The 22,768-nt window shown below is 64.6% G+C and carries 19 protein-coding genes; 10 read left to right on the top strand and 9 right to left on the bottom strand.

Annotation, left to right across the window (positions count from 1 at the left end; translation table 11 throughout):
• The first annotated feature begins 196 nt into the window (after positions 1–196).
• The gene (locus O3684_RS04965; RefSeq protein ID WP_500063006.1) at positions 197–526 is read left to right on the top strand and encodes a histone-like nucleoid-structuring protein Lsr2; all 330 of its coding nucleotides are present in this window, start codon (positions 197–199) and stop codon (positions 524–526) included.
• Positions 527–632: 106 nt separating this feature from the next.
• On the opposite strand, the gene O3684_RS04960 is transcribed toward O3684_RS04965, so the two are convergent.
• Both O3684_RS04960 and O3684_RS04955 read right to left on the bottom strand, forming a co-directional pair.
• Positions 633–1,124 (bottom strand): DUF3060 domain-containing protein, encoded by a 492-nt coding sequence (locus O3684_RS04960; RefSeq protein WP_500065411.1) that lies wholly within the window; start codon positions 1,122–1,124, stop codon positions 633–635.
• Between the two features lie 48 nt (positions 1,125–1,172).
• Complete coding sequence (locus tag O3684_RS04955) at positions 1,173–2,381, bottom strand: OmpA family protein (protein WP_500065410.1); 1,209 nt, start codon at positions 2,379–2,381, stop codon at positions 1,173–1,175.
• A 269-nt stretch (positions 2,382–2,650) separates the two neighbouring features.
• Between O3684_RS04955 and O3684_RS04950 the strand changes: the two genes are divergently transcribed.
• The 3 genes from O3684_RS04950 (at position 2,651) to ispD (ending at position 4,882) form a co-directional block, all read left to right on the top strand.
• Entirely contained in the window at positions 2,651–3,388 is a 738-nt protein-coding gene (locus O3684_RS04950) for a phosphoglyceromutase (protein ID WP_021612715.1), read from the top strand.
• Positions 3,389–3,663: 275 nt separating this feature from the next.
• Entirely contained in the window at positions 3,664–4,182 is a 519-nt protein-coding gene (locus O3684_RS04945) for a CarD family transcriptional regulator (RefSeq protein WP_048775386.1), read from the top strand.
• Entirely contained in the window at positions 4,166–4,882 is a 717-nt protein-coding gene (gene ispD / locus O3684_RS04940) for a 2-C-methyl-D-erythritol 4-phosphate cytidylyltransferase (RefSeq protein WP_500065409.1), read from the top strand. Before O3684_RS04945 ends, ispD begins: the two co-directional genes overlap by 17 nt.
• 109 nt (positions 4,883–4,991) lie before the next feature.
• Here the strand turns inward: ispD and O3684_RS04935 are convergent, their stop codons facing one another.
• Positions 4,992–5,837, bottom strand: coding sequence for a hypothetical protein (locus tag O3684_RS04935; RefSeq protein ID WP_500065408.1), 846 nt, complete (start codon positions 5,835–5,837; stop codon positions 4,992–4,994).
• 390 nt (positions 5,838–6,227) lie between these two features.
• Here O3684_RS04935 and O3684_RS04930 point away from each other — a divergent pair, with 390 nt between their 5' ends.
• On the top strand, positions 6,228–7,577 hold the full coding sequence (locus O3684_RS04930) for an MFS transporter (RefSeq protein WP_500065407.1): 1,350 nt from the start codon (positions 6,228–6,230) through the stop codon (positions 7,575–7,577).
• A 92-nt stretch (positions 7,578–7,669) separates the two neighbouring features.
• On the opposite strand, the gene O3684_RS04925 is transcribed toward O3684_RS04930, so the two are convergent.
• The 5 genes from O3684_RS04925 to ispF all read right to left on the bottom strand — a co-directional run bounded on the left by O3684_RS04925 (position 7,670) and on the right by ispF (position 14,605).
• Positions 7,670–9,094 carry a hypothetical protein gene (locus tag O3684_RS04925; RefSeq protein WP_500065405.1) on the bottom strand — a complete coding sequence of 475 codons (1,425 nt, stop codon included), beginning with the start codon at positions 9,092–9,094 and terminating at the stop codon, positions 7,670–7,672.
• A gap of 130 nt (positions 9,095–9,224) precedes the next feature.
• Complete coding sequence (locus O3684_RS04920) at positions 9,225–10,649, bottom strand: hypothetical protein (RefSeq protein WP_500065403.1); 1,425 nt, start codon at positions 10,647–10,649, stop codon at positions 9,225–9,227.
• Positions 10,650–10,713: 64 nt separating this feature from the next.
• Positions 10,714–12,165 carry a hypothetical protein gene (locus O3684_RS04915; RefSeq protein ID WP_500065402.1) on the bottom strand — a complete coding sequence of 484 codons (1,452 nt, stop codon included), beginning with the start codon at positions 12,163–12,165 and terminating at the stop codon, positions 10,714–10,716.
• Positions 12,166–12,215: 50 nt separating this feature from the next.
• A complete protein-coding gene (locus O3684_RS04910; protein ID WP_500065401.1) occupies positions 12,216–14,066 on the bottom strand; it encodes a hypothetical protein in 1,851 nt (616 codons plus the stop codon).
• Between the two features lie 44 nt (positions 14,067–14,110).
• The gene (gene ispF, locus O3684_RS04905; protein ID WP_500065400.1) at positions 14,111–14,605 is read right to left on the bottom strand and encodes a 2-C-methyl-D-erythritol 2,4-cyclodiphosphate synthase; all 495 of its coding nucleotides are present in this window, start codon (positions 14,603–14,605) and stop codon (positions 14,111–14,113) included.
• A 123-nt stretch (positions 14,606–14,728) separates the two neighbouring features.
• Between ispF and thrC the strand changes: the two genes are divergently transcribed.
• Both thrC and cysS read left to right on the top strand, forming a co-directional pair.
• Positions 14,729–16,186: a threonine synthase gene (thrC, locus tag O3684_RS04900; RefSeq protein ID WP_500065399.1), complete on the top strand. Its 1,458-nt coding sequence runs from the start codon at positions 14,729–14,731 to the stop codon at positions 16,184–16,186.
• 140 nt (positions 16,187–16,326) lie between these two features.
• Entirely contained in the window at positions 16,327–17,784 is a 1,458-nt protein-coding gene (gene cysS, locus O3684_RS04895; protein ID WP_500065397.1) for a cysteine--tRNA ligase, read from the top strand.
• Between the two features lie 622 nt (positions 17,785–18,406).
• On the opposite strand, the gene O3684_RS04890 is transcribed toward cysS, so the two are convergent.
• Positions 18,407–19,585 (bottom strand): hypothetical protein, encoded by a 1,179-nt coding sequence (locus O3684_RS04890; protein WP_500065395.1) that lies wholly within the window; start codon positions 19,583–19,585, stop codon positions 18,407–18,409.
• A gap of 175 nt (positions 19,586–19,760) precedes the next feature.
• Between O3684_RS04890 and O3684_RS04885 the strand changes: the two genes are divergently transcribed.
• The 3 genes from O3684_RS04885 (at position 19,761) to O3684_RS04875 (ending at position 22,694) form a co-directional block, all read left to right on the top strand.
• A complete protein-coding gene (locus O3684_RS04885; RefSeq protein WP_500065394.1) occupies positions 19,761–20,339 on the top strand; it encodes a DUF1697 domain-containing protein in 579 nt (192 codons plus the stop codon).
• 90 nt (positions 20,340–20,429) lie between these two features.
• Positions 20,430–21,311: a glycosyltransferase family A protein gene (locus tag O3684_RS04880; RefSeq protein WP_500065393.1), complete on the top strand. Its 882-nt coding sequence runs from the start codon at positions 20,430–20,432 to the stop codon at positions 21,309–21,311.
• A 9-nt stretch (positions 21,312–21,320) separates the two neighbouring features.
• Positions 21,321–22,694: a lipopolysaccharide biosynthesis protein gene (locus O3684_RS04875; RefSeq protein ID WP_500065392.1), complete on the top strand. Its 1,374-nt coding sequence runs from the start codon at positions 21,321–21,323 to the stop codon at positions 22,692–22,694.
• The last annotated feature ends 74 nt before the right edge of the window (positions 22,695–22,768 follow it).

Below are 22,768 nucleotides of genomic sequence, written 5' to 3'. Positions count from 1 at the left end.
GACGAGGCCAAATCGGCCTCGGGCTGCCTACGAGTATAACTTTCAATTACTCCGATCAAAAAATCGATGCTGCGTAGCTCACGTTCTCACGATGAATTGTTTATTGGCAGGAATTGTATGAATTGCGATATCCTCATGATAGGAATTGACTCTTTCAGAAATTCCCCGTCTCTTTTTCTCTGAAAGGACAGACATCGTGAAGAAGACAAAGAAGATTGTGGAAGTCGTCGACGATTTCGACGGCACCCCCGCAGATCAGACCGTGCGTTTCGCATTCAATGGTGCGTCGTACGAAATTGATCTGAACCGCGCCCACTTCGAGGAATTCGCGGAAGCGATTCAGCCCTACATTAAGGCTGGCCGCAAGACGGGGACGACCCGCCGCCGCGGCAACGCCGGTAACCCGGCGCAGCGCCTGGAGAATGCGAAGATTCGCGCCTGGGCGAAGGAAGAGGGACACGACCTGTCCGACCGCGGTCGTATCCCCGCTCCGATTGTTGAGGCCTATCGCAAGGCACACGCCTGAGTGAGAGTAGAATTGCGGGCGCACGCCACGTGCGCCCGCAATTCTTTCTCGATGCACTGAAGGGGTGGTACGCAGATGCGTGCCACCCCTTCAGTCGCGGATAGCCTCAGCCCTTGGTGACGGCGTTATTCGCGCCCGAGTCGGTGCCGGTCTGCGGGGCGTTGCCCTCCTCGTACTGAACCGAGTTGTTGGAGCCCGTGAAGGACACCTTCTGGACGGACTTCACGGCGATGGCATTTTGGGAGCCGTTGACGGTGATCTCGGAGACGGCCTCGCCCTCGATGTGGTTGTTCGAGCCGTTGATGACGACGGTCTTGGTGCCCGCGGGGATCTCGACGTGCGTGTTGGACTCGTCGATCGTGAAGGTGTCGGCGGCGTCGGACTTGCCGGAGTCCTTGGAGGTGTCCGACTTGCCGGAGTCGCTGGATGCATCGGTCTTGGTGTCCGTGCTCGGGCTGCTCGAGGCCTCGGGAGCGGACGAAGCTGCGGGGGCGGAGGAGTCGCCGCCGGACACGTTGGCGGTCTGGGAGCAGCCGGTGAGGGCCACGGTGGCGACGGCGAGAGCGGCCGCAGCGGGAAGGAGGGACTTCAGGGACATGGTGTCTCCCTTTCGTTGATCGGTCGTAGCTAAGCCCTAGTTGGGGTACTAGAAGGCGGGGATGAAGATTTCGACGCGGCGGTTGAGCGCGCGACCCGAGGGGTTGTCCGACCCGTCGGCGTTCTCGTTGGGAGCGACCGGCTTGGACTCGCCGTAGCCGGTCGCGTCCAGGGTGGAGCTCACGCCGTCCTTCTTCAGTTCAGCCACGACGGCGTCCGCGCGCTCCTGCGAGAGCTGCAGGTTGAAGGCCTCGTCCGAGATGGAGTCGGTGTGCCCGTAGACGTGGGCAGCGGGGACCTTGTTGCTGGAAAGCACGGTCGCGAGCGACTTGATCGTCTGGGCGGCCTCGGGACGGATGTCGGACTTGCCGAAGTCGAAGAGGACACCATCTTCGAGGGTGATGACGGTGCCGCAGGATTCCACGGGCTTCAGGTTGGCGACGGGCGGGAACTTGCCGAGCTTGCCGAGCTTGTCGACCTTCGGCGCATCCTTCACTTCCTTGCCGTTGACGGTCGCGGTGCCGTCGCCGTTGTTCTGGATCGTCAGCTTGTCGTCCGAGTAGCTGCCGGTGCCGTCGCCGTTGTTGATGATGGTGACGGTGCCCTTGGAGTACACGCCGGAGCCGTCGCTTTCAACGGTGATGGTTTCGGAGGTGGAGGAGTTGGAGTAGTTGCCGCCGCCCTGGCCGTCCAGGACGATGCTTGTGGTGGGGGTGGAGTAGGTGCCGGAGCCGTCGGTGCTCACGACGAGGGACACCATCGTATCGGCGTTGGAGTAGGTGCCGGAGCCGTCGCCGCCGTAGACGATCGAGATCGGGCCCTCGGTGATCGTGCCGCCGCCCTGGCCGTCGTTGACGACGGTGCCGTTGTCCGAGGAGGAGACGACCGAGCCGTCGCCGCCGAAGACGGTGGAGCCGGACACGAGGGAGGTGCCGTCGCACTTGGCGGGCGAGATGGTCACGCCGGGGACGGTGTTGAGGGACTTGGAGGCGGAGTCGACGATGGCCTTATCGGCGTTGGAGGCGAAGACGTCGACGGAGGGAACGGAGAACAGGGGGATGGCCGGGATTTCGCCGGGGCGGTATCCGGACACGGTCGGGACGGACGAGGCCGTGGCCGAGGGGGTGGCCGCCGGGGTCGTTGGGTCCGCGGCGGGGGATGCATCGGTGGCCTGGGGCTTCGAGGAGCCGCAGGCGCCGAGGGCGAGAGCGGTCGCAGCGATGAGAGAGGCTGCCAGGGTGCGTCGTGTGATGTTCATGAAGTTAACCGTACGGGTAAAAACGAGGGGCGCACACTGTTCCGGTAATCATGTAAAACCGCGGAATCTCAAGGCTGTCAGGGGTAAATTTCGGGTGAGTCAGGGGCGAATCAGGGTATGCCCGGGGTCTGGGCCTGACCGAGAGCTCCAGCCGCCTTGGGGGCGTCAGGGGGGAGAGGTGGTCGTGAGAGAGAAAAGTGTCCAAGCTGTGGCGTGATCAACCCCACGGGATGTATGAGGGGTGCCTCCACCTGTGGAAGAATGGAGACATGAGCTACAAACTGGTGCTGCTCCGCCACGGCGAGAGCGAATGGAATGCAAAGAACCTCTTCACCGGTTGGGTGGATGTTCCGCTGTCGGACAAGGGCCGCGCGGAGGCTACCCACGGTGGTGAGCTCCTCAAGGAATCCGGCGTTCTCCCGGATCTCCTGTTCACGTCGATGCTGCGTCGCGCCATCATGACCGCGAACCTGGCTCTCGACGCCGCCGATCGCCACTGGATTCCCGTTGAGCGCAACTGGCGCCTCAACGAGCGTCACTACGGTGCGCTCCAGGGCAAGAACAAGAAGGAAATCCGCGACGAGTACGGCGAGGAGCAGTTCATGCTGTGGCGCCGTTCCTTCGACGTGGCTCCGCCCGCCATCGAGGCCGGCTCCGAGTTCTCGCAGGATCAGGATCCCCGCTACGCCGGTGAGCCCGTTCCCATGAGCGAGTGCCTCAAGGACGTCATCGCGCGTCTGCTGCCCTACTGGGACGAGGCCATCGTTCCCGCGATCAAGACCGGCAAGACCGTCATGATCGCCGCGCACGGCAACTCGCTGCGCGCTATCGTCAAGCACCTGGATGAGATCTCCGACGAGGACATCGCTGGTGTCAACATCCCCACCGGTATTCCGCTGGTGTACGAGCTCGACGAGGAGACCCTCAAGCCCATCAAGAAGGGTGGCACCTACCTGGATCCCGAGGCTGAGGCGAAGATCGCCGCGGTCGCCAACCAGGGCAAGTGACCTGACGCCAAGCCCCGACCTCGTTGATGCTGACGAGGTCGGGGCTTCGCTATGCCTGGAAACACGGGACTTTTCGGGTGTGATGACTCTCCTTATCGTGCACGTTTGATCGTGACCAGGGTCGCATGCTGGGACGAATTGCGGTCGTGCTTGAAGTTTGTTTGTGTCGTTCCTTGTATACGTGTAACGTTGAGCTTTCACACTGTATGGGTCCGATTCTCTCGCCAGCTGGTAGAATAGTTCTGCTATCCACGCAAGCATCCAGGAGTCCATCCATGTCGTTTGAAATCGGTCAGACGGTCGTCTACCCGCACCACGGCGCAGCCACGATCGAAGAGGTCATGACGCGCACCATTCGTGGTGAGGAGCGGACGTACCTGAAGCTGCGTGTGAACCAGGGTGACCTTGAGATTCAGGTTCCCGCCGAAAACGTCGACATGGTCGGCGTTCGTGACATCGTCGACGAGGATGGCCTCGAAGAGGTCCTGTCCGTCCTGCGCGCCCCCTACATTGAGGAACCCACCAACTGGTCGCGCCGCTTCAAGGCGAACCAGGAGAAGATCGCCACCGGCGACATCGTGAAGGTCGCCGAGGTCGTGCGTGACCTGACCCGCCGTGATGATCTGAAGAAGCTGTCCACGGGTGAGAAGCGCATGCTGACGAAGGCCCGCGGAATCCTCACCTCCGAGCTGGCCCTGGCGCGCAATATCGAAAAGTCCGCCGCCGCCGAGCGCCTCGACGCCGTCCTGGCCGAGGGGCGCATCGAAGTCGAAGAAGATGCCGTCGACGAGTGAGGTCCGCGCGGTCCTGACGGCCGCCGGCTCCGGCTCTCGCCTCGGCTGCGAGGGCCCGAAGGCCCTCGTTGAACTCTCGGGTCGCCCCCTGGTCTGGTGGGCGGCCCGCGGCCTACGCGCCGGGGGAGTGGGTGCGATCGTCGTGACGGCCCCGGCCTCGTCGATCGAGGAATTCCGCAGCGCGCTGGCCGATGTCGACGGCATGAGTGTCGTTGCCGGCTCCGATCGCTCGCGTCAGGAGTCTGTGGCCCTGGGACTCGCCGCTCTTGGTGAGTGTGAGGCGGACACGATCGTCCTCGTGCATGACGCGGCGCGACCCCTGACACCCCCGCGGGTCACCGAGCGGGTCATTGATGCAGTGCGCGGCGGCGCGGGCGCGGTGATCCCCGTCCTGCCAGTCACTGACACTCTGAAGACCGTGGACGCCTCCGGCGTCGTGACGGGCACGCCGCGGCGCTCCGACATGGTGGCCGTGCAGACCCCGCAGGGATTCCGCTGGGATGTGCTCACCCGTGCGCACGAGGCGGGCGCCTCCCTGGGCGCGGACGAGGCCCGGGCGGCCACGGACGACGCCGGCCTCGTCGAGGCGATCGGCGGCTCCGTTCAGACCGTTGCCGGTGACGAGCTGTCCCTGAAGGTCACGCGCCCCCTCGACCTGGCCATCGCGCGCCTCCTCGCCGATCAGGAGCAGGCGGACTGAAGCGATCAGGGTGCTTCCGCGCGCACCCCGCGCGTGCCAGGAAGCGCGCCAAGGGCGACGGAGGTCAACACCGACCGGCCGTGCGCACCCGCAGTACGCTGCTCGCCCGTCAGGCAGGCCAGAGCGCGGGGTTGTCTGAGGCGAGTCCTCGTACGAGCTCGATCCCGCCCTCAGTGGCGAGTGCGTCTCGGTACTGGGGACGGCAGGCGAAGCAGCCGATGATGCGCTGGAGCTGTTCGTGTGTGAGGTCCAGACAGGTGATGTCGATCGTCGTGGGCGTCTGGCTGTCCGTCGTTGTGATGTGTGCCCGCTTGGTGGTATCCCTCTTCACGGTGACGAGGTCGATGCCCGCGAGGTAGGGCATCCGATCCCAGGCGATGGTGACCGGCTCGGCCTCCAGCAGGGGGTGGAACTCTAGGTGGGTTGGGGTGAGTGTCAGGATCGGGCCGCGGTGGATCGTGTTGAGGCGATAGGCGGTGCCTCGCCGAATGAACAGGGCGACTCCAGTCGCGGCCAGGCCAAAGACGACCGTGACTATATCCAGGCCGATGGTCACCGCGCTGACAGCACCGCCGGTCGTGGTGGAGGCGGACGACAGGACCATGCTGTGCGTGAGCGCGCACGCGATCAGGGAGATGGGGAACGCCGCTGCCAGCCGGATGAAGTCCGCGGTCACCAGCTTGATGGGCGCCGTCATCGGCGTGAGGCCAACGCCCCCGTTGGAGAACGTGAGATCCGGGCCTCGGCGAAGCCTCCGAGACAGCGCCGCGGCGTAGTAGAAACGCGTCGATGCGTGGCTAGCGAAGATGAAAATCGCGAGGATGAGCATGGAAAACGGGGAGAGCCAGAGGAGAAAGAGGTTGAGCAGTGCAATGAAGCTGTACAGGGCTGCGGAAACAGTCAGGGCAAACACCGCCGCTGAATTCAGGGGCCCGTCGTATTTGTTGGTCAGCATCAGTGTCTACTCTCTGAAGTCATCGGTGGCGGTGGTCGTGCAGTGAGACGAGCATCCTGCCCAGGTCATGACGCTATCAGGATAGCGCGTGCGATCCTGCCCACCTCCGGGGACGCCAGTCTCGCGGGCTTCTCCGGCCTATTCTTGCCGAGGCTGACGTGCTGACGGCGAATAAGGCTGAGGCTGGGGCGTATCGGTCATCCGTCACCCTCCACGTGCGTCTCCCATGTTCCTGACATACCAGCATATGGCATGCGGTCAGGTTGCGCTGGCGGCTCCCCGGCCTCGTTCCTGGGGCGGCCCGAGGAGAGCGTGAAACGCGAAACGTGGTAGGTTCACTCTGGACGCACACGCGCCACCGAGCACTCCCCACCGAAGGAGCCCGATTCCATGAGCACAACGCCCGCCGCCCGCCGCCGCGTGATCACGCGCCAAGTCGTCGAATGGGCGGCCTGGGACTGGGGTAGCGCCGCCTTCAACGCGGTCGCCACGACCTTCGTGTTCACGACGTACCTGACCAGCGACGGCGTCTTCACCGACTCGGGCACGGCCTCGACCTGGCTCAGTAACGGCATGACGATCGCGGGCCTGTTCATCGCCCTCCTCGCCCCCATCACGGGTCAGCGCGCCGATCGACGAGGCCGGGGCGGAGTCTGGCTCGGATGGTTCACCGGGCTGGTCGTCGCCTGCATGCTCGCCATGTACTTCGTGCACCCCGAGTCGGTCCTCGGGCCCCGCGGTGCCCTCATGCTCGGTATCGCCCTGCTGGGCCTGGGCAACGTGTTCTTCGAGTTCGCCTCCGTGAACTACAACGCGATGCTCAACCACCTGGGTGAGAAGGAGGACCGCGGCAAGATCTCGGGCTTCGGCTGGGCGTCCGGCTACATCGGCGGTATCGTCCTGCTGCTCATCCTCTACGTGGGCCTCATCGGCGCGAACCTGCTGGGCGTGCCCACGGACGAGTACCTGCCGATCCGCATCTCCATGGTGATCGCCGCCCTCTGGCTCGGCGGCTTCGCGATCCCCGTCATCCTCCACCCGCCGCTGCCCAAGAAGGTCCACACCGGCGGCGATCACGAGTCCATCCTCGACTCCTACAAGCTCCTGTGGCGCACGGTGTGCACCCTGAAGAACGAGGCCCCGCACACCCTCTTCTTCCTCATCGCCTCCGCTGTCTTCCGCGACGGCCTGGCCGGCGTCTTCACCTTCGGAGCGGTTCTGGCCAAGACGGCCTTCGGTTTCAGCGCCGGACAGGTCATGATCTTCGCGATCGCCGCGAACATCGTCGCCGGCCTGGCGACCGTCGCCTTCGGCTGGGTGGACGACAAGATCGGCCCGAAGAAGGTCATTATCCTGTCGCTGTCCGCCATGGTCGTCGCCGGCTTCGGCGTCTTCTTCCTGCACGCCCGCGGCCCCATCGTCTTCTGGACCCTGGGCCTTGCCCTGTGCGTCTTCGTCGGACCCACGCAGTCCGCGTCCCGCTCCTTCCTGTCGCGCATCATCCCCGCGGGCCGCGAGGGCGAGGTCTTCGGCCTCTACGCGACGACCGGCCGCGCCGTGTCCTTCATGGCGCCCGCGATGTACAGCCTCTTCCTGCTGATCGGCAAGCGCCTGACCCCCGCCGGGGCTGACTACACGTACTGGGGCATCCTTGGCATCATGCTGATCCTCGGCGTGGGCCTGGCCCTCACGATCCCCGTGAAGGCAGACCGCGCGACGCTCCACCACATGGAGGACTGAGCTCCTCGACGAGGCACCCGCGCCCACACACGACACGTCCCCGACGCGACCGAGCAAGTCTCGGGTGTCGGGGACGCGTCGTTTATCGGTCGCTACGTGGCGGGTGTGAACGCGACGACGCTGTCGCCCGTGACCCCGATCAGCAGATCGTCGAAGACCCACGCGAGTGTTCGAGAATCGTTGAGTTCCTCGGACTCGTAGGTTGTGCTGTTGGTGATATCGAAGAAATGGACAGTGGTCCGCGATTCGCCGCTTCCCTTCACGAAGAGCGCGGACGCGTCAGCACTCATGCGCGAATATGTGGGGACGACAGCACCATAACCCGCTTCATCGAAGTAGGAAACGCCTCTGGTGTGAACCATCGGGTAGGAGGTGGCGCCGGTGGGACGCACAGACAGGCAATACTCGTCGTGCTCGTGGTCCAAGGAGATGGAAACCTGTCCGGTGGTCCACACCGGCATGTCCTTGGTGGCGTAGGCCCTGATCTCCTTGAGCGAGGGCATGTGACCATCATCCGTGGGTGGGAATTTGTTGAATTTAACCTCGTACGTCTCGACGAAGGACCCCGACGCGTCATAGGCGCTCACCGTTCGATAATCCTCAACGATAACCACGCCGTCGCTCGCAACGATGATCCGAGGAACATCGCGCTCGCCCTTGGGCGGCCAGTCTCCCAGAGTCGTCAGATCGCCAGTGTGGGGGTCGACGATCTGCGGGGTGTAATGCTCGTCGTCAACCGGAACGAGCACCGACGAGTGCCCGTTTGCAGTGAGCACGCCATCGGTTGGGTGCGTGATGTCGGACGTACGCAGGCCCTCGTGACGCTGCGGCGAGGTCGCGGTGCTCCACTGCTGCGTCCATGGCCCGTCCTGCTCTGTCCACCCGCTGCACGACTCGCGCGTGTCACAGGTGACGACGATACCGTCGACAACACCCATGGGCAGAGCGTCTCCCCAGGGGGCCTGAGACTGGGTACCTGTCGCTTTGTCGACCACGAGCCCGTCGATCAGGAGCTGCGTGTCAGTGGTCAGGGAGGCGGGGTTGGGCGTGGCTCGGATGGCGGGAGCCTGCGGGCCGCTCGTCTGCCAGAATTCGCGTGCATCGGTGCCGGACACGTCGTACGCCATGATCGTCGCTGATGATGGGGCAGTGCCCTCCAGGCCGTAGACGAGCGCGTAGACGGTCGTGCCGTCCGTGACGAGGCGCGGGGACAGAGACGATGTCCACTGGCCGATGGGAAGTTTCCACGCGACGGCGATCCCCGACGACCATGCCGAGGACAGGGTGTGTGTATCGGTCGCATCTCCGTGGTAGCCCACCGGAGACGAATCCGACCACACATGGGAGGCGTTGGCGTACTTTGGGTTGTCCTCGTGAACAGGGAGGAAGGTTCGGGCCAGACCGTAGCCTGCGATCATCGTTGCCACCACGACGGCGGCGATGATCAATACTTGGCCTCGTTTACGAGGAGTCTCCATCGTCATGTCGTTCGCATCGGCGCGCTGGTCGGCGGTCATAGTCCTCGTCCTCTCGTGTTGTGTCTGTCGTTGTCGTTAGAACGAATGCTGTGTAAAGGCTGCGATGCCCTCGTCGGTGACCGCAATGAGCAGGCCTCGGGCGTCGGGGACGAGTCGTGTAGAGAACCGCTTACGGGGTCCGCGGTGTCACGGCGATGACCTCGCCGCTGCGCGCCCCCACGAGCAAGTCGTCGAAGACCCACACCAGGTTCGTGGCCTCGTCCAGCTCCCGCGACACGTAGGTCAACTCCCGTTCCATGCCGAAGAAGAAGGGGCCGGTGGGGGTCGATGGCAAGCACTGGACGAACAGCGCCTTGCCGTCTGCGCTGGCGCGCACCTGCGCGGCGGACCAAGGATCCGTCAGCGCATGGTCGGAGAATGACTCACCGGGGTTGATCGTGCGGCTGGAGTTTCCACTGGTCGGACTCACCGCCAGGAGATAACCGTTGACGTCGCTCGAATAGGGCCGCTCCACGGTGGCCGTCGTCCACTGCGCGCCGCCCTGCGTCAAGAAGGCTCCGACGTCTGCCACGCTCGGGAGAGCTCGATCCGACACCGGGAAACGGTCGAGCTCCCACCCGGCCCCGAAGGTGCCCACGACCTCGCCCGCGGTGTTGTAGGCGATGGTTTCCTTCTCGCCGGCGACGAGGACGCCGTCGCTCGCCAGCGTGACCCTGGAGACGGGCGCACCGCTCGCGGAGGGTGCCTCTCCGAGAGTCGTCAGCTCCCCCGTGGCCGGGTTGACGAGCTGCGGGGCATTGTGCGCATCGTCGACGGGGACGACCACGGCGGAACCAGCGCCGCTGCCGATGACGGCGCTCGCGGGAGCCGTCAGCCCCGAGTGGGCCAGGCCCGCGCGGCGCTGGGGCGAGGTCGTCGTGGACCACAGCCTCGTCCACGCGCCAGAGTCGCGGGACCACCCGGAGCACGAGCTGAATGTGTCGCAGGTGACGAGGACGCCGCCTGCCACCCCCATCGGCAGGTCGGAACCCCAGGGCGCCTGCGTCTGGGCCCCGGTCGACCGATCGATGATGATGTCACTGAGCAGAATCTCATTCGGAGTCGAGACGGAGGACGGGAACGCCTCGGCGCGAATCCGGGACAGCTGGGGTCCGGTCGTGGTCCACTGGGCGACCGGCTCACTGCCCGACACGTCGTAGGCAGACACCGTGGCGACGGCCTGGCTCCCGCTTCCGTAGGCGAGCACGTACAGGGTCGACCCCTCTGCGATCAGCTGCGCAGGCAGGAGAGAGTCGCTGGTGGGCAGGATCCACGCTGTCGAGACGCCCGAGGCCCACGCGCTCGACAGCTCGTTCGTGTTGGTGGCGCTCCCCCGGTAGCCGGTCACGTCCGGATTCGTTTCCTGCTCCGAGCCGGTGATGTGCGGAGGCGGGGTCGCCGCCGGGCCGGGGAGCTGGTGGGCGCTCGTGCTCAGCGAGGGAGCGAGGAAGGCACCGAGGCTCGCGACAAGCGCGACGCCCGTCAGGAAGAAGCGCCCGTGCCGCGTGGGCGTAGTTCTCGTGGAAGTCCCGTTGAAGGGGGCGTTGGTACTCATGGGAGTGTCATTTCTGTCGTCGCTCGTGCGGGCGTTCGTGGGCAGGCGCGCGTGGGTTGAAACATCACGAGGCCTTTGGGGTGAAGGCCACGATGCCGTCGATCGTGACGCCAATGGCCAGGTCGTCGAAGGCCCACGAGAGGTCCTCGGCGTCGTGGAACTCCGCCGACCCATGTCCCATCCCGCTCGCCGTGTCGAAGAAGAACCGGTTGCCCGTGTTATTAACTTCGACGGACTCGACGTACACGACCGACATGTCGGCGCTGGCGCGGACCTCTGAGGGCCAGAAGGGGCTGGAGTGGTACTGGTCGTTGTTGGCGGGATCAAGGTCGAATGCTGGGCTTCCGTCGCTCGGGGTCACCGTGAGGGCGAAGGCCCCCGCCTGGGCAGTGACCACCGCATTCGACCACGTGGGCAGTCCTCCGACCAGGAAATCGGTGAGTTCCGATGTGGAGGGCACGCGTCCATCGCGCGTCGGTTTTCTCAGCGATTTCTCATAGGAATGAGTGCCCGTGATGAAGCCGTCGGCGTCGTAGCTAACGAACACGTCGTCGTTGAACGCCACGATCCCGTCGCTGGCGATGACGAAAGACACCACGTTGTTGTCCCTATCCCTGAAGGGGCTCGCAGAGGCGGCGTCCGTGACCCGCCCCGTTCGCGGATCGAGGAGCTGCGCCAGGTGCGTCGGCGAGTCCACCCGCAGGACGACCGACTGGTGTTCTCCGGCACCGATCACGGGAGTGTTGGGGTACGTGAGCATGGCCGAGGTGAACAGGCCACTCCGTTGGCGGGCTGTGGTTGTCTCCCACTGGCGCACCCACGAGGAGGACTCCTGCGTCCAGCCCGAGCACGCCTGTTTGCGGTCGCACGCCACGACGACGCCGTCAACCGCCGCGAGCGCCTCCGACCCCTCCCACGGAGCCAGGGACTGGGCGCCCGTCGCCTTGTCGATGACGATGGAGCCGACGATGAACTGATCGGCCAGCGAGACGAAAGTCGGACGCCCGAAGGACTCGGGAAGAGGGCCCGTCGTGTGCCACAGCTCGCGCGGTTGCGCGGATGCGATGTCGAAGGCCGCGACTGTGGCCCGGTGGGTGGCATTGTCGGGGTCCTCGAAGAGGGCGTACAGGGTGGTGCCCTCAACGGTTGTGATTGCGCGCGGGCCGTACTGTGTGGAGGGGAAGGGGATCCTCCAGGCCGTTTCGACGCCCGAGGCCCAGGCGGGGGAGATCGCTCCCGTGCTTGTGGCGGCCCCCGAGTAGCCGACGGTAGGGGTGGAGGTGAATGAATGGTGAGGGTCCTGACCCCCCATGATCTGTGTGAGCTGACGGATGCCGAGGACGGCGACGATGACGACGATGATGCACAGGAGAACCGCGAGAATGACTGGCCATCCGCGTCTCCTCGCGCGGGGCCGCGCACTGGCGGGTTGGGGGATTGGGGGCATCCCGCTCGGCATCACCCACTGTTCGGTGCACGGTGGAGTGTTCGTGCCCGGATGATCGTCATTGCTCATGTGCATTTTCTACCACATGTCAATGGCGGTGCGGTAACCGGATGCCGGCCTCAGGAGGATGCCGGGACGAATGCCGTGAGTCCGCTGTCGGTCAAGCCGATGATCATGTCGTCGAAGACCCACGTCAGTTGGTCGGCCGCATTCATCTCGCTTGACGTATAGGTGAGCCCGTGAGCGATGTCGATGAAGTATTTGCTCTTATCCTCGCGATCAAAAGCGTCGATGTAGAGAGCTGATCCGTCGGCGCTGACGCGCAGCTGGCGTGGTTTCATGACGCAGTAGTCGGTCGCGTAACGGCGGAGCTCCTCCGGGAGATGGGTCTTACGCGTCGATCCGCCAGCGGAGGGGGTGACCACAAGCATGCAGTTGTTGTCGCGGTCCAGTTCGACCGTGCCGCTCGACCATTTCGCTTCCCCCTCAGTCATGTAGTTTTTCAGGCCTGAGATGCTCGGGTACGTCCCGTCATCACTGACCACCGGCAGAAGAAGCATGCGCGGCGCGCTGAACGTGGACTGCAAGGTTCCGTCACTGTCGAAGAGAGAGCCATGCGACTTGACGTTGTCGAAGACGAGGTAACCGTCGGACGCGACTTCGACGCTCGGGGACTTACTGTCTTCATCCGAGCCGCTCAGGGTGGTCAGCTCGCCCGTATGGATGCGAATGATCTGAGGACGTTGCGAAAAGCGCGTCGGGAGCAGGGCGGAGGTGTGCTCACCGCTACCCGAGAGCACGAACTGAGAGGGCACGTAATCCAGGAAATGCGCCGCCAACCCGCTTTCACTCAGCTGCCCTGTTGGCGTTGTCCACAGGGTCGTCCATTCGCCGGCCGCCCTCGTCCACCCGTTGCAGGTGGACGGTGGCATGCAGGTCACGAGGATGCCGTCGGCATATGCGAGGGGAAAAGCCGCACCCCAAGGGGCTGGGGTCTGCTCACCAGTCGTCTTGTCGATGATGACGTCGCGGAAGAAGACGCTGTCGTCGCTCGAGACGAACGCGGGCGTGTAGGGGCTGGATACGTCACTCGCTGAGGGGCCGGTCGAAGACCATAGGAGGGCGGGTTGATCCCCTGACACATCGTAGGCAGTGACGGTGACGGCTTGGCTGGCGTCGCCCTCGGGAGAGCCTGGACCGACGAGGTAGACGGTCGAACCGTCGACGTACACCTGGGGCGGGAGCGCGGAGTACTGCTCCGGAATGGGCAGCGTCCACGCGGTGGCCACGCCCGAGGCCCACTGAGGCGACATCGAGTGCGTGTTCGTGGCGCTCCCGCGGTATCCGGGGTCGCGGGGCGGCAGGTTCTCCGCATGTCCGCGCGCGCCCGTGCTCGTCGCAGCGGTGGCGTCCGCCGACGGCTTCGACGAAGGCGTCGATGAGGACCCGAACAAGCCGGGAACGAAGAGAACGATCCCGAAGTTGAGCGCGGCAATGCAGCCGAGCACGATCATAACGACGGACGGCTTGCGCTTGACAGCTGCCGTGTCCACCCGCGTCCGGGAGGACTCCGGGCCAGGGGCGTGGAACTCCATCGTCGGCGTTGCATCGCCTTCGGGCTGCTCCTGGGACGAGGCCGTGGCGACGGTCGGGGGAGCGGTGTCCTTCGAGGTGGGCGCAGCCTCCTCCGAGGAGGGCCCGTCCGGCATAAGAGCGGATGCGGGCAGGGCGGCGCCGGCCTCGTCGGTGAGCGGCGATGGGGTCGCGGCGAGGAGATCGTCGAAGTCCGGTAGCGGCGCCAAGTCCGGCAGTGGCGCGAGGTCAGGCAGCGGCGTGAACCCGGGCAGTTCCCCAAACTCGGGGAACTCGGGGAACTCGGGCACGTTTACCTGCGGATCCGCGTTCGGCGTGTCGGAGGGGCGAGTGCGCGCCTCGTCGTCGGAACCGCGGCGCAGGTCATCGTTGCTCATGAGACGTTTCTACCATGCAACGCCGACCGGCGAGCGCTCGCGGGCTAGCCGTCGGCGCGCACCATGAGGGCACTCGCGAGCGCGGCCACGCCCTCGCCTCGTCCCGTGAAACCCAGGTGATCCGAGGTCGTCGCCGACACGGTGACTGTCCCCCCGGCGATCTCGCTCATGACGGCGCAGGCCTCGGGCAGGCGCGCGGCCATACGAGGCCGATTCCCGACGACCTGCACGGTCGCGTTGCCCAGTACCCAGCCGGCCTCGGCCGCCATACGGCGAACCTCCTCGAGGAGCGCACGCCCCGACGCGCCCGCCCACTCCGGGCGGTCCACGCCGAAGACCGTGCCCAACTCACCCAGGCCCGTCGCCAGCAGCATCGCGTCACACAGGGCGTGCGCGGCAACGTCCGCGTCCGAATGACCCTCAAGAGGGCGCTCTCCCGGCCACTCCAGGCACGCAATCATGAGCGGACGCGGCGAGTCGGGAGCGGCGAACGCGTGGACGTCGACCGCTTGGCCGATGCGGAAAGGCAGATCAGTCATGGCACCAGGGTAGCGTCAGGTGGAGGTCAGGGCGACACGCGCCCCGGCCCCGGCCTCGTTCATCCGTGTGATGAGGAACGGGCGCCCTCGCAGGCCACGCCCCCTCTCCGATAGGATCGACCCGTGCGCTACATTTCGACACGACGCGGCCCCAACGCGCCCACCCGCTCCTTCAGCGACATCCTGCTGGAAGGCCTCGCCCCCGACGGCGGCCTCTACCTGCCCGAGGAATACCCGACGCTGTCTCGCTCCGACCTGGACGAGCTGCGCATCGTCCTGCGTGAGGACGGCTACGCCGCCATGGCCGCCGGCATCATCTCCCTCTTCGTCGACGATATTCCCGCCGGCGACCTGAGCGCGATCACGGCCCGCGCCTACCGCACCCCCTCCTTCTCCGACCCCCAGATCGTCCCCGTCGACGCCCTGGAAGGCACCGACCTGCACATCGCCCACCTCTCCAACGGCCCCACGGCCGCTTTCAAGGACATGGCGATGCAGCTCCTCGGCGAGCTCTTCGAATACGAGCTCACCCGCCGCGGCGACTGGCTCACCATCGTCGGCGCCACCTCCGGCGACACCGGCTCCTCCGCCGAGTACGCGCTGCGCGGCCGCCCCGGAGTTTCCGTCGTCATGCTCACCCCCGCCGGGCGCATGACCGCCTTCCAGCGCGCCCAAATGTTCTCCCTCCTCGATGAGAACATCGTCAACGTCGCCGTCGACGGCGTCTTCGACGACTGCCAGGACCTCGTCAAGGCCATCAACATGGACGCCGACTTCAAGGCCACCTGGCACGTGGGCGCCGTCAACTCCATCAACTGGGCGCGCCTGCTCGCCCAGGTCTGCTACTACGTGGCCACCTGGCTGCGCGTCACCGCCGAAGGGGCCGACGCCTCGTCGAAGGTCAGCGTCGTCGTGCCGTCGGGCAACTTCGGCAACGTGTGCGCCGCCCACATCGCCCGCCAGATGGGCGTGCCGCTGGGCACCCTCGTCGTCGCCACGAACGAGAACGACGTCCTCGACGAGTTCTTCCGCACCGGCGTCTATCGCCCCCGCTCCTCCGCGGACACGCTGGCCACCTCCAGCCCGTCCATGGACATCTCCAAGGCCTCGAACTTCGAGCGCTTCATCTTCGACCTGCTGGGCCGCGACGGGGACGCCACCCGCGCCCTCTTCGAGACGGCCCTGGCCCGCGACGGCTACTTCGACCTGTCCGGCACGCCCGAGTTTGCCTCCCTGCGCGAGACCTACGGCTTCATCTCCGGCACCTCCACGCACGCCGACCGCCTCGCCGAGATCGCGCGCACCGAAAAGGAAAGCGGCTACCTCCTCGACCCGCACACGGCCGACGGCGTACACGTCGCCCGTGCCGTGCGCTCGCAGATCGAGGGCCCGCTCGTCGTCATGGAGACCGCCCTGCCCGTCAAGTTCGCCGACACGATCCTCGAAGCTACCGGCCACCTCCCGCCCGTGCCCGAGCGCTTCGCAGGCATCGAAGGACGCGAAGAGCGCGTCACGCCGCTCGCCAACTCCGCCGAGGACCTCAAGGCCCTCATCGCCGAGCGCGTGCGCCCCGGCGCCTGAGGTTTCTTTCACTCGACGAGGCCCGAGCCCCCGCCCGCGAAACCGCGCCGTTTCGCCGGGTGGGGCCCGGGCCTCGTTACATACTCCCGGGACGTGCCCCTTTCCTTCACCCCCTCTCCCTGACAGGTAGGATTGAAGCCATGCTTCACCTGTACGACTCCAAGAGCGCCCGCGTCCAGCCCCTCAACCCGGTCACCCCCGGTAAGGTCGGCATCTACCTGTGCGGCGCCACCGTCCAGGGATCCCCGCACGTCGGCCACCTGCGCGCCGCCGTCTCCTTCGACACCCTCATCCGCTGGCTGCGCCGCAGCGGCTACGAGGTCACCTACGTGCGCAACGTCACCGACATCGACGACAAGATCCTCAACAAGTCGGCCGAGGCCGGCTGGGACTGGTGGGCCTGGGCGTATCGCTTCGAGCGCGAATTCACGCAGGCGTACGAGACCCTCGGCGTTGAGGCCCCCACATACGAGCCGCGCGCCACCGGCCACATCCCCGACCAAATCGACCTCGTCCAGCGCCTCATCGACGCGGGTCACGCCTATTCGGATGGGCGCGGCAACGTCTACTTCGACGTCCACTCCCAGGGCGACTACGGCTCGCTCACCCGCCAGCGCCTGGCCGACATGCGCACCACCGAGGACGACGCCCAAATCGACGAGGCCGTCGAGGCGGGCAAGCGCGACCCCCGCGACTTCGCCCTCTGGAAGGCCAGTAAGCCGTCTGAGCCGGCCACTGCCTCGTGGGACAGCCCCTGGGGACGCGGCCGACCCGGCTGGCACCTCGAGTGCTCCGCCATGTCGCGGCGCTACCTCGGCGACGAATTCGACATCCACGGCGGCGGCATCGACCTGCGATTCCCGCACCACGAGAACGAGCAGGCCCAGTCCCACGGCGCCGGCTGGCCGTTCGCACGCCTGTGGGTCCACAACGCGTGGGTGACCACCAAGGGCGAGAAGATGTCCAAGTCCCTGGGCAACGTCCTGTCCATCGGCGCGCTCACCGAGGAGTACCCGGCCGTCGCCGTGCGCTGGGCCCTGTCCACCGTCCACCACCGCTCCGCCATCGAATGGGGCCCCGAGACCCTGCCCGCCGCGCACGCCGCCTGGGAGAAGTTCTCCACCTTCGTGGCCCGCGCCATCGAGGCCGCCGGTGAGGCCCCGGCCTCCGAGATCGCCCTGGCTCCCGCCGACCTGCCCGAAGCCTTCGTCGCCGCCATGGACGACGACCTCAACGTCGCTGGCGCGCTCGCGGTCCTGTACGAGCACCTCAAGGCTGGCAACGCCGCGCTTGCTGCCGGTGACGTTTCCGGCGTGTACCGCGAGCAGGTCCTGGTTCGCTCCATGCTGGACGTGCTGGGCCTCGATCCCGCCTCCGAGCAGTGGCGCGGCCAGGCCGGCATCGGCGCGGGTGCCTCTGGCGCGGCTGCGGCCGAGCACTCGGCGCTCGACGCACTGGTCCAGGCCGTGCTCGCTGAGCGGGCCGATGCCCGCGCCGCCAAGGACTGGGCGCGCGCCGACGAGCTGCGCGACCGCCTGGCTGCCGCCGGCATCACCGTCGCGGACGGCCGCGACGGCGCGACGTGGAGTGTTGGCTGATCGGCGATTTCTGACAGCTGTCGCCTGACGTGCGTGCCGCCTGATCCTGATGGGGTCGGGCGGCTTCGCGTTGTTTGTCGTGCCGGGCTGCTTGACGCGCCCGTGGGCGGCGGCCCGCGAGCCGTCCGCGCCGCGAGCTTTGCTCGGCGCGTTGCCTCACGGGCTGCTCTCCCATCAATTTCGCACGTAATTCCCCTGCGAGTACTTCAAACATTGAATTCATGTCGTTGGGATTGCAACGTTTTCGGGCTATCTCCAAAAGTGACCGCGGGAAATTATGTGCGAAATGTGTCTGGGGCGGGCGCGTCGACTCGTTGTCCGGCCAGGCCCCGCCGCCGCCCACAGGCGCCGCAGCCGCCCACAGGCACCGCAGCCAGGCCCGCGTCTCGCAGTTTCCGCGGTTGCTCTTGTGATTTGGTGCGCTGCACCCGATCCGTAGGCAGTGCACCCCTTCTGATCGGGTGTCGCGCCTCGTAACGGGTGCAGCGGCCCATAACGGGTGTAGCGGCCCTCGCGCTGTTGTTCCGGCCGTAGCTAGGCCCGGCCGCCCGCCCACGGGTGCCGCGGAGGTCGTACTGGTGGCGTGAGGAATTATCTGTAGGTGGGAGCCTTCGTAGGGTCTCTAGAGGTCTGCTGTTGTTGAAGCTGATTGGAGCCGGTGAAGGGAAGTGTACCTGTGTTGGCGGACGAAACCGCTCCCTCTGCCAGACTCGTTGTGGGGGATTTCGTGTGGAAGAATGATGTGCCCATCCTTCTGCTGTGGATTCTGTTCATCCCGATACGAAGTTAGGAGTACCACCTTCATCTGTCGGCTGCCTTGAAAATTGGAGCCGAGTATGCGCTCACCTTCTTCACTCAAAGTCCATTTGATGAGATCTGCTATTTTCTTATCGTCTTGAGAAGTTGATGCTTCTAGCTCAGTTGCGTGCTCTAGTGTCCAGGTGACTGAATCTACTATTAGTGTTATGCGAGGAACTTGGCGTTGAATACATCGTGACGCGTAAAACGCGAGGTGCTTAATCTCCTCCCTGAAGTATTTTCCGGCGGGGCAGATGTAGGCGGACTTCCTCTTGTAGGTCTCCCAGTTGCCCCTGCTGTTTGGGACGACTATGGTCTCCTGCTTTGTAATCGGTCGTCCACGCCATTGTGAATCCCAGGTTTCTTGGTAATTCTCTGTTATCCATGCGCTAAATTGCGGCGATATTAGCTTGGTAAGTTCGTTTACGCGTGACATGAGCATCGGGAGATCGTAGTCTTGGGCGTAATCGTGGTGCGCAACTCTATTGCGGAATTGTCGTACGTCATTCACAAGTGACCGAATATGTTTAGCGCTCGGTGGTCTACCTGTGCTTGGGTCTGTAAAAGCGCGGTGCAGAGCTCTTCTCCACAAGTCTTCATAGTTGACTCCTAGGATTCGAACCCAGAATCCAAACGTAAGGTTTGCGATAATCTGATCACGTGATTCCGTTTTCTTCTCCCGCACCATGATCTCGCGTGCTGAAGAAATCGCGTCTTGTTCCGGTTGTTTCAGTTGGCACGATTTCTGTAAAAACCAAGGGATGCCTCGCATAGCTTCGTCAAAGTACTCTTTGAGTTGTTCGTCAAGCGCATTTCTCAGGAGAATTTCTGTCTGAGATAGCATCGGTAGGCAGGCGGCCGCCATGCGTGTGTTCCAGGCATAGAGATCGAGAGCGAGTGAGGGATCTCCGTCGCAGGTTTGGAGGTACGGTCGGAGACGGGGTTCAGTGATGTACGCGAGGAGGTCTTCGTTAGCTTCGTCGCTACGCTTGCTATCGCTCATCGTCCTAGCCTACCATTGTCAGTGGATGCCCCGGGGTGGCCTCTGCTTGATGCATGCTCCCGGGGCTGCGTCGCATCTGCTTGCGTTTTAGAGAAGGGGATTCTGGTTCCGCAGTTCTCGATGGGCGGCCTGGGGTGTCCGACCACGCGGGGAGTCGCCAACACGGGAGGAACGCATGGAATACGTGGCGCTGCTGCGCGGCATCAACGTCGGCGGTACGAACAAGGTCGTCATGAGCGAGCTGCGCGAGCAGATTGCCGCCGAAGGCTTCACAAACGTGCGCACATACATCAACAGCGGCAATCTCCTCTTCGAGGCCGAGGCAGAGGCCGACGCAGAGGCCGGTGCCGGGCCCAACACCCCGCACGAGGACGTTGCCCGCACAGTTGAGGATCTCCTGGCTCGCCGATACGACTTCCCGATTCGGCTGGCCCTCCTGGCGGCGCAGGACTATGTCGCGGAGCTGCGCAACCTGCCCGACTGGTGGCATGGCGAGGTCGCCCGCCGCGACGCGCTCTTCTACACGCGCGGCCTCGACTCGGCCCACGTGCGCGAGCGCATTGAGGCGATGGAGCTGGGTGACGAGGCCGTGCACTTCGGCAGGCACGCAGTGTTCTGGGGAAAGTTTGACGAGAAGACATTTCTGAAGACCGCCTACCACAAGCGCCTCCTGCGCGAGGACTTCTACCGCCAGGTGACGATCCGCTCCGGCTCGACGGTCGGGAAGATCGCAGCCATGCTGTCGCGGGGTTGACGGGCGCGGAGTCCTTGGCGACGGCGCAGGTGGGGAACTAGACTGAATCGGGAGAACACTGACGTAGGCCGTTCGCCGGAAGGAATACGGATGACAACCGCTGCCCCGACCCTGTGTGTTTTTACCCCGACATACAACCGCGCGTACATTTTGCCTGCGCTGTATGAGTCGCTGCTGGCTCAGACGTCGACGGATTTCCAATGGATGATCGTGGATGATGGATCCACTGACGACACGGAGTCTCTCGTCCAAGGCTGGATTGCTGAGGGGCGTATCTCGATCGACTATGTCAAGCAGGAGAACGGCGGAAAGCCTCGGGCAACGAACACGGGTGTCGCCCGCTGTCGCAGTGAGCTGTTCTTTGTCGTGGATTCAGACGACCACCTCGTCCCGACCGCGGTGGAGCATGTTCTTACGCGTTGGGAGGAGATCCGAGGCGATGATTCCTTCGCGGGAATCGTCGCCTTGCGCGGCACTGACGAGCACACCCCCATGGGCACGTGGATGCCCGACGGGGTGCGTGCGGTGACGCTGTGGGACCTACACGAAAAGATGGGTTTCCGTGGCGATACGTCGCTGATTCACCGCACCGAGATCCTACGTCGCTACCCCTTTGAGGTGGCTCCCGGTGAGAAGTTCGTTGCCGAATCTTCCGTGTGGTTCCTCATCGACGAGAGCTACAACATGCTGGCAGATAACGAGATTCTCACGATTTGCCACTATCTGCCCGACGGTCTGACGCAGAATTTTGCGTCCAATGCCAAGAGGAATCCGATCGGCTATTGGAAGCACAAGCGTTACTGCGCGGCGCGTTCCACCACTCTGAAGTCGCGTGCCCGCGAGACGAGTCTGTTCCTCGTCGGATGCATGCTCGCCCATCAGAAGGGGGCTATTTCCATGGCGCCGAGCAAGGCGCTCGCGGTTGTCTGCTACCCGGTTGCGCTTCTCGCCCGCTATACGATGTTCCGTTGAGGGGGGCTCATGGAAATGCCGCAGGACCCCGCCCGAGAGGGGGCCTCCGTGGACGAGGCCGTGGCGACCGACGAGGCCGTGGCGACCGACGAGGAAAGCGCTGAGGCACCTGAGAAACTCTCGCTGAAGGCCAACATGATGTGGAGCTCCGTGGGCTCCTTGACGCGCCTGGGCTGCAACTACCTCGTCTCGTCGGTGTTGGTGGTGCGCCTCGCGACTGGCTTTGATGCTGCGGGCATGCTCGCGCTCGCCATGGCGATAGCGAACCTCGTGAACCCGATTGCTGACTTCCGCCTGCGCACGGTCCAGGTGACGGATGTGACGGGGGAGCGCACCTCGCGTGAATATGTCGGGCTGCGTTCGGTGCTGTCTCTCGTGGCATTCCTGGTCGGTGTCGTCTATTCCATCGTGACGACGTCCTATGATGCGTTGCCTGTTATTTCGTTGTATCTCGTGTACTCGTTGGCGACGAATTTCATCGAGGTTTTCCACGCGATTGACCAGAGGCACCTGCGCCTTGATTTTGCTGGAAAATCCTACGTGATGCAGGGTATTGGTACGCTCGTTGCTTTCGCGGTGGGCCTGTGGTTTTTTGATTCCTTGCTCCTCGCTGTGGGTCTCATGACGGCGGTCGTCATCCTGGTCGGCGCTCTGTATGACGCGCCTCGCGCGTGCATGTTTGAGCCGATTCGTCCGCAGGTGCGCTTTGGGCGTGCGGCGAAGACTCTCGTTTCGTTGGCGCCTCTCGTCGTGGCTCAGATTGCAGCGACGTCGGTTTTGACGATCCCGCGTCAGATGCTTGCTGCGAGCGATGGTGCTGAGGCTTTGGGCGTGTATCAGGCTGTCGCGTCGCTCGCCGTCATTGTGCAGATGGGTGCCACCTACGTCTACAGTCCGCTGATGGGTGTGTTCGCTGAGCGTTTTCATTCGAACAAGCGCTCGGCGCTCACGCTGTTGTGGAAGACGATCGGCGCGATCGTTGCCATTGCTGCCGTGTCAGCACTGGGGTTGGAGATTGTTGGTGAGCCGGTCTTGACGCTCCTGTTCGGTGAGAAGATCAGGGGTAATACTTTCCTGCTCCAGCCCGCGGTTTTGTGCACGGTGATCACGGCCTTCGGCTGGTTCTTTAATGACTTGCTGCTGTCTGTGCGTGATTATGTGGCGAGTTTTGTCGGCAATGTTGTCGCCTGCATCGTTGCTCTCGTGCTGGCTCGCCCGTTCGTGAATTGGTTCGGCATGAATGGTGTCTCGTGGGTGGGCGTTGCCGGCTACGCGTCGGGTGTTCTCGTTTTGGCGATTTTCCTGGCCGTCGACTATCGCCGGCTGAAAGATACTCCCGTTGATCGTGTCGAGGAGGGCGGGGAAGCTCCGCAGGGGGCGTGACCGTTGCGGGCAGCGTGATTTTGGCCCCCGCGCGCGCCCCTGTGGCCCCGCGGCGGCCTAAAACCCGTACGCTT

This window comes from Pauljensenia sp. 20925_1_27 (genome assembly GCF_041432835.1).
Classification (GTDB): domain Bacteria; phylum Actinomycetota; class Actinomycetes; order Actinomycetales; family Actinomycetaceae; genus Pauljensenia.
This window is presented reverse-complemented; position numbering and strand designations above follow the sequence as displayed.

What these genes read in the sequence shown, in the direction of transcription:
- O3684_RS04875 (WP_500065392.1), top strand. Translation starts at nt 21,321, where the DNA reads ATGGAAATGCCGCAGGACCCCGCCCGAGAGGGGGCCTCCGTGGACGAG.
- O3684_RS04925 (WP_500065405.1), bottom strand. Translation starts at nt 9,094, where the DNA reads ATGACCGCCGACCAGCGCGCCGATGCGAACGACATGACGATGGAGACT.
- ispD (WP_500065409.1), top strand. Translation starts at nt 4,166, where the DNA reads ATGCCGTCGACGAGTGAGGTCCGCGCGGTCCTGACGGCCGCCGGCTCC.
- O3684_RS04935 (WP_500065408.1), bottom strand. Translation starts at nt 5,837, where the DNA reads ATGCTGACCAACAAATACGACGGGCCCCTGAATTCAGCGGCGGTGTTT.
- O3684_RS04945 (WP_048775386.1), top strand. Translation starts at nt 3,664, where the DNA reads ATGTCGTTTGAAATCGGTCAGACGGTCGTCTACCCGCACCACGGCGCA.
- O3684_RS04960 (WP_500065411.1), bottom strand. Translation starts at nt 1,124, where the DNA reads ATGTCCCTGAAGTCCCTCCTTCCCGCTGCGGCCGCTCTCGCCGTCGCC.
- O3684_RS04955 (WP_500065410.1), bottom strand. Translation starts at nt 2,381, where the DNA reads ATGAACATCACACGACGCACCCTGGCAGCCTCTCTCATCGCTGCGACC.
- O3684_RS04950 (WP_021612715.1), top strand. Translation starts at nt 2,651, where the DNA reads ATGAGCTACAAACTGGTGCTGCTCCGCCACGGCGAGAGCGAATGGAAT.
- O3684_RS04885 (WP_500065394.1), top strand. Translation starts at nt 19,761, where the DNA reads ATGGAATACGTGGCGCTGCTGCGCGGCATCAACGTCGGCGGTACGAAC.
- O3684_RS04920 (WP_500065403.1), bottom strand. Translation starts at nt 10,649, where the DNA reads ATGAGTACCAACGCCCCCTTCAACGGGACTTCCACGAGAACTACGCCC.
- O3684_RS04915 (WP_500065402.1), bottom strand. Translation starts at nt 12,165, where the DNA reads ATGAGCAATGACGATCATCCGGGCACGAACACTCCACCGTGCACCGAA.
- O3684_RS04890 (WP_500065395.1), bottom strand. Translation starts at nt 19,585, where the DNA reads ATGAGCGATAGCAAGCGTAGCGACGAAGCTAACGAAGACCTCCTCGCG.
- O3684_RS04930 (WP_500065407.1), top strand. Translation starts at nt 6,228, where the DNA reads ATGAGCACAACGCCCGCCGCCCGCCGCCGCGTGATCACGCGCCAAGTC.
- O3684_RS04910 (WP_500065401.1), bottom strand. Translation starts at nt 14,066, where the DNA reads ATGAGCAACGATGACCTGCGCCGCGGTTCCGACGACGAGGCGCGCACT.
- O3684_RS04880 (WP_500065393.1), top strand. Translation starts at nt 20,430, where the DNA reads ATGACAACCGCTGCCCCGACCCTGTGTGTTTTTACCCCGACATACAAC.
- cysS (WP_500065397.1), top strand. Translation starts at nt 16,327, where the DNA reads ATGCTTCACCTGTACGACTCCAAGAGCGCCCGCGTCCAGCCCCTCAAC.
- ispF (WP_500065400.1), bottom strand. Translation starts at nt 14,605, where the DNA reads ATGACTGATCTGCCTTTCCGCATCGGCCAAGCGGTCGACGTCCACGCG.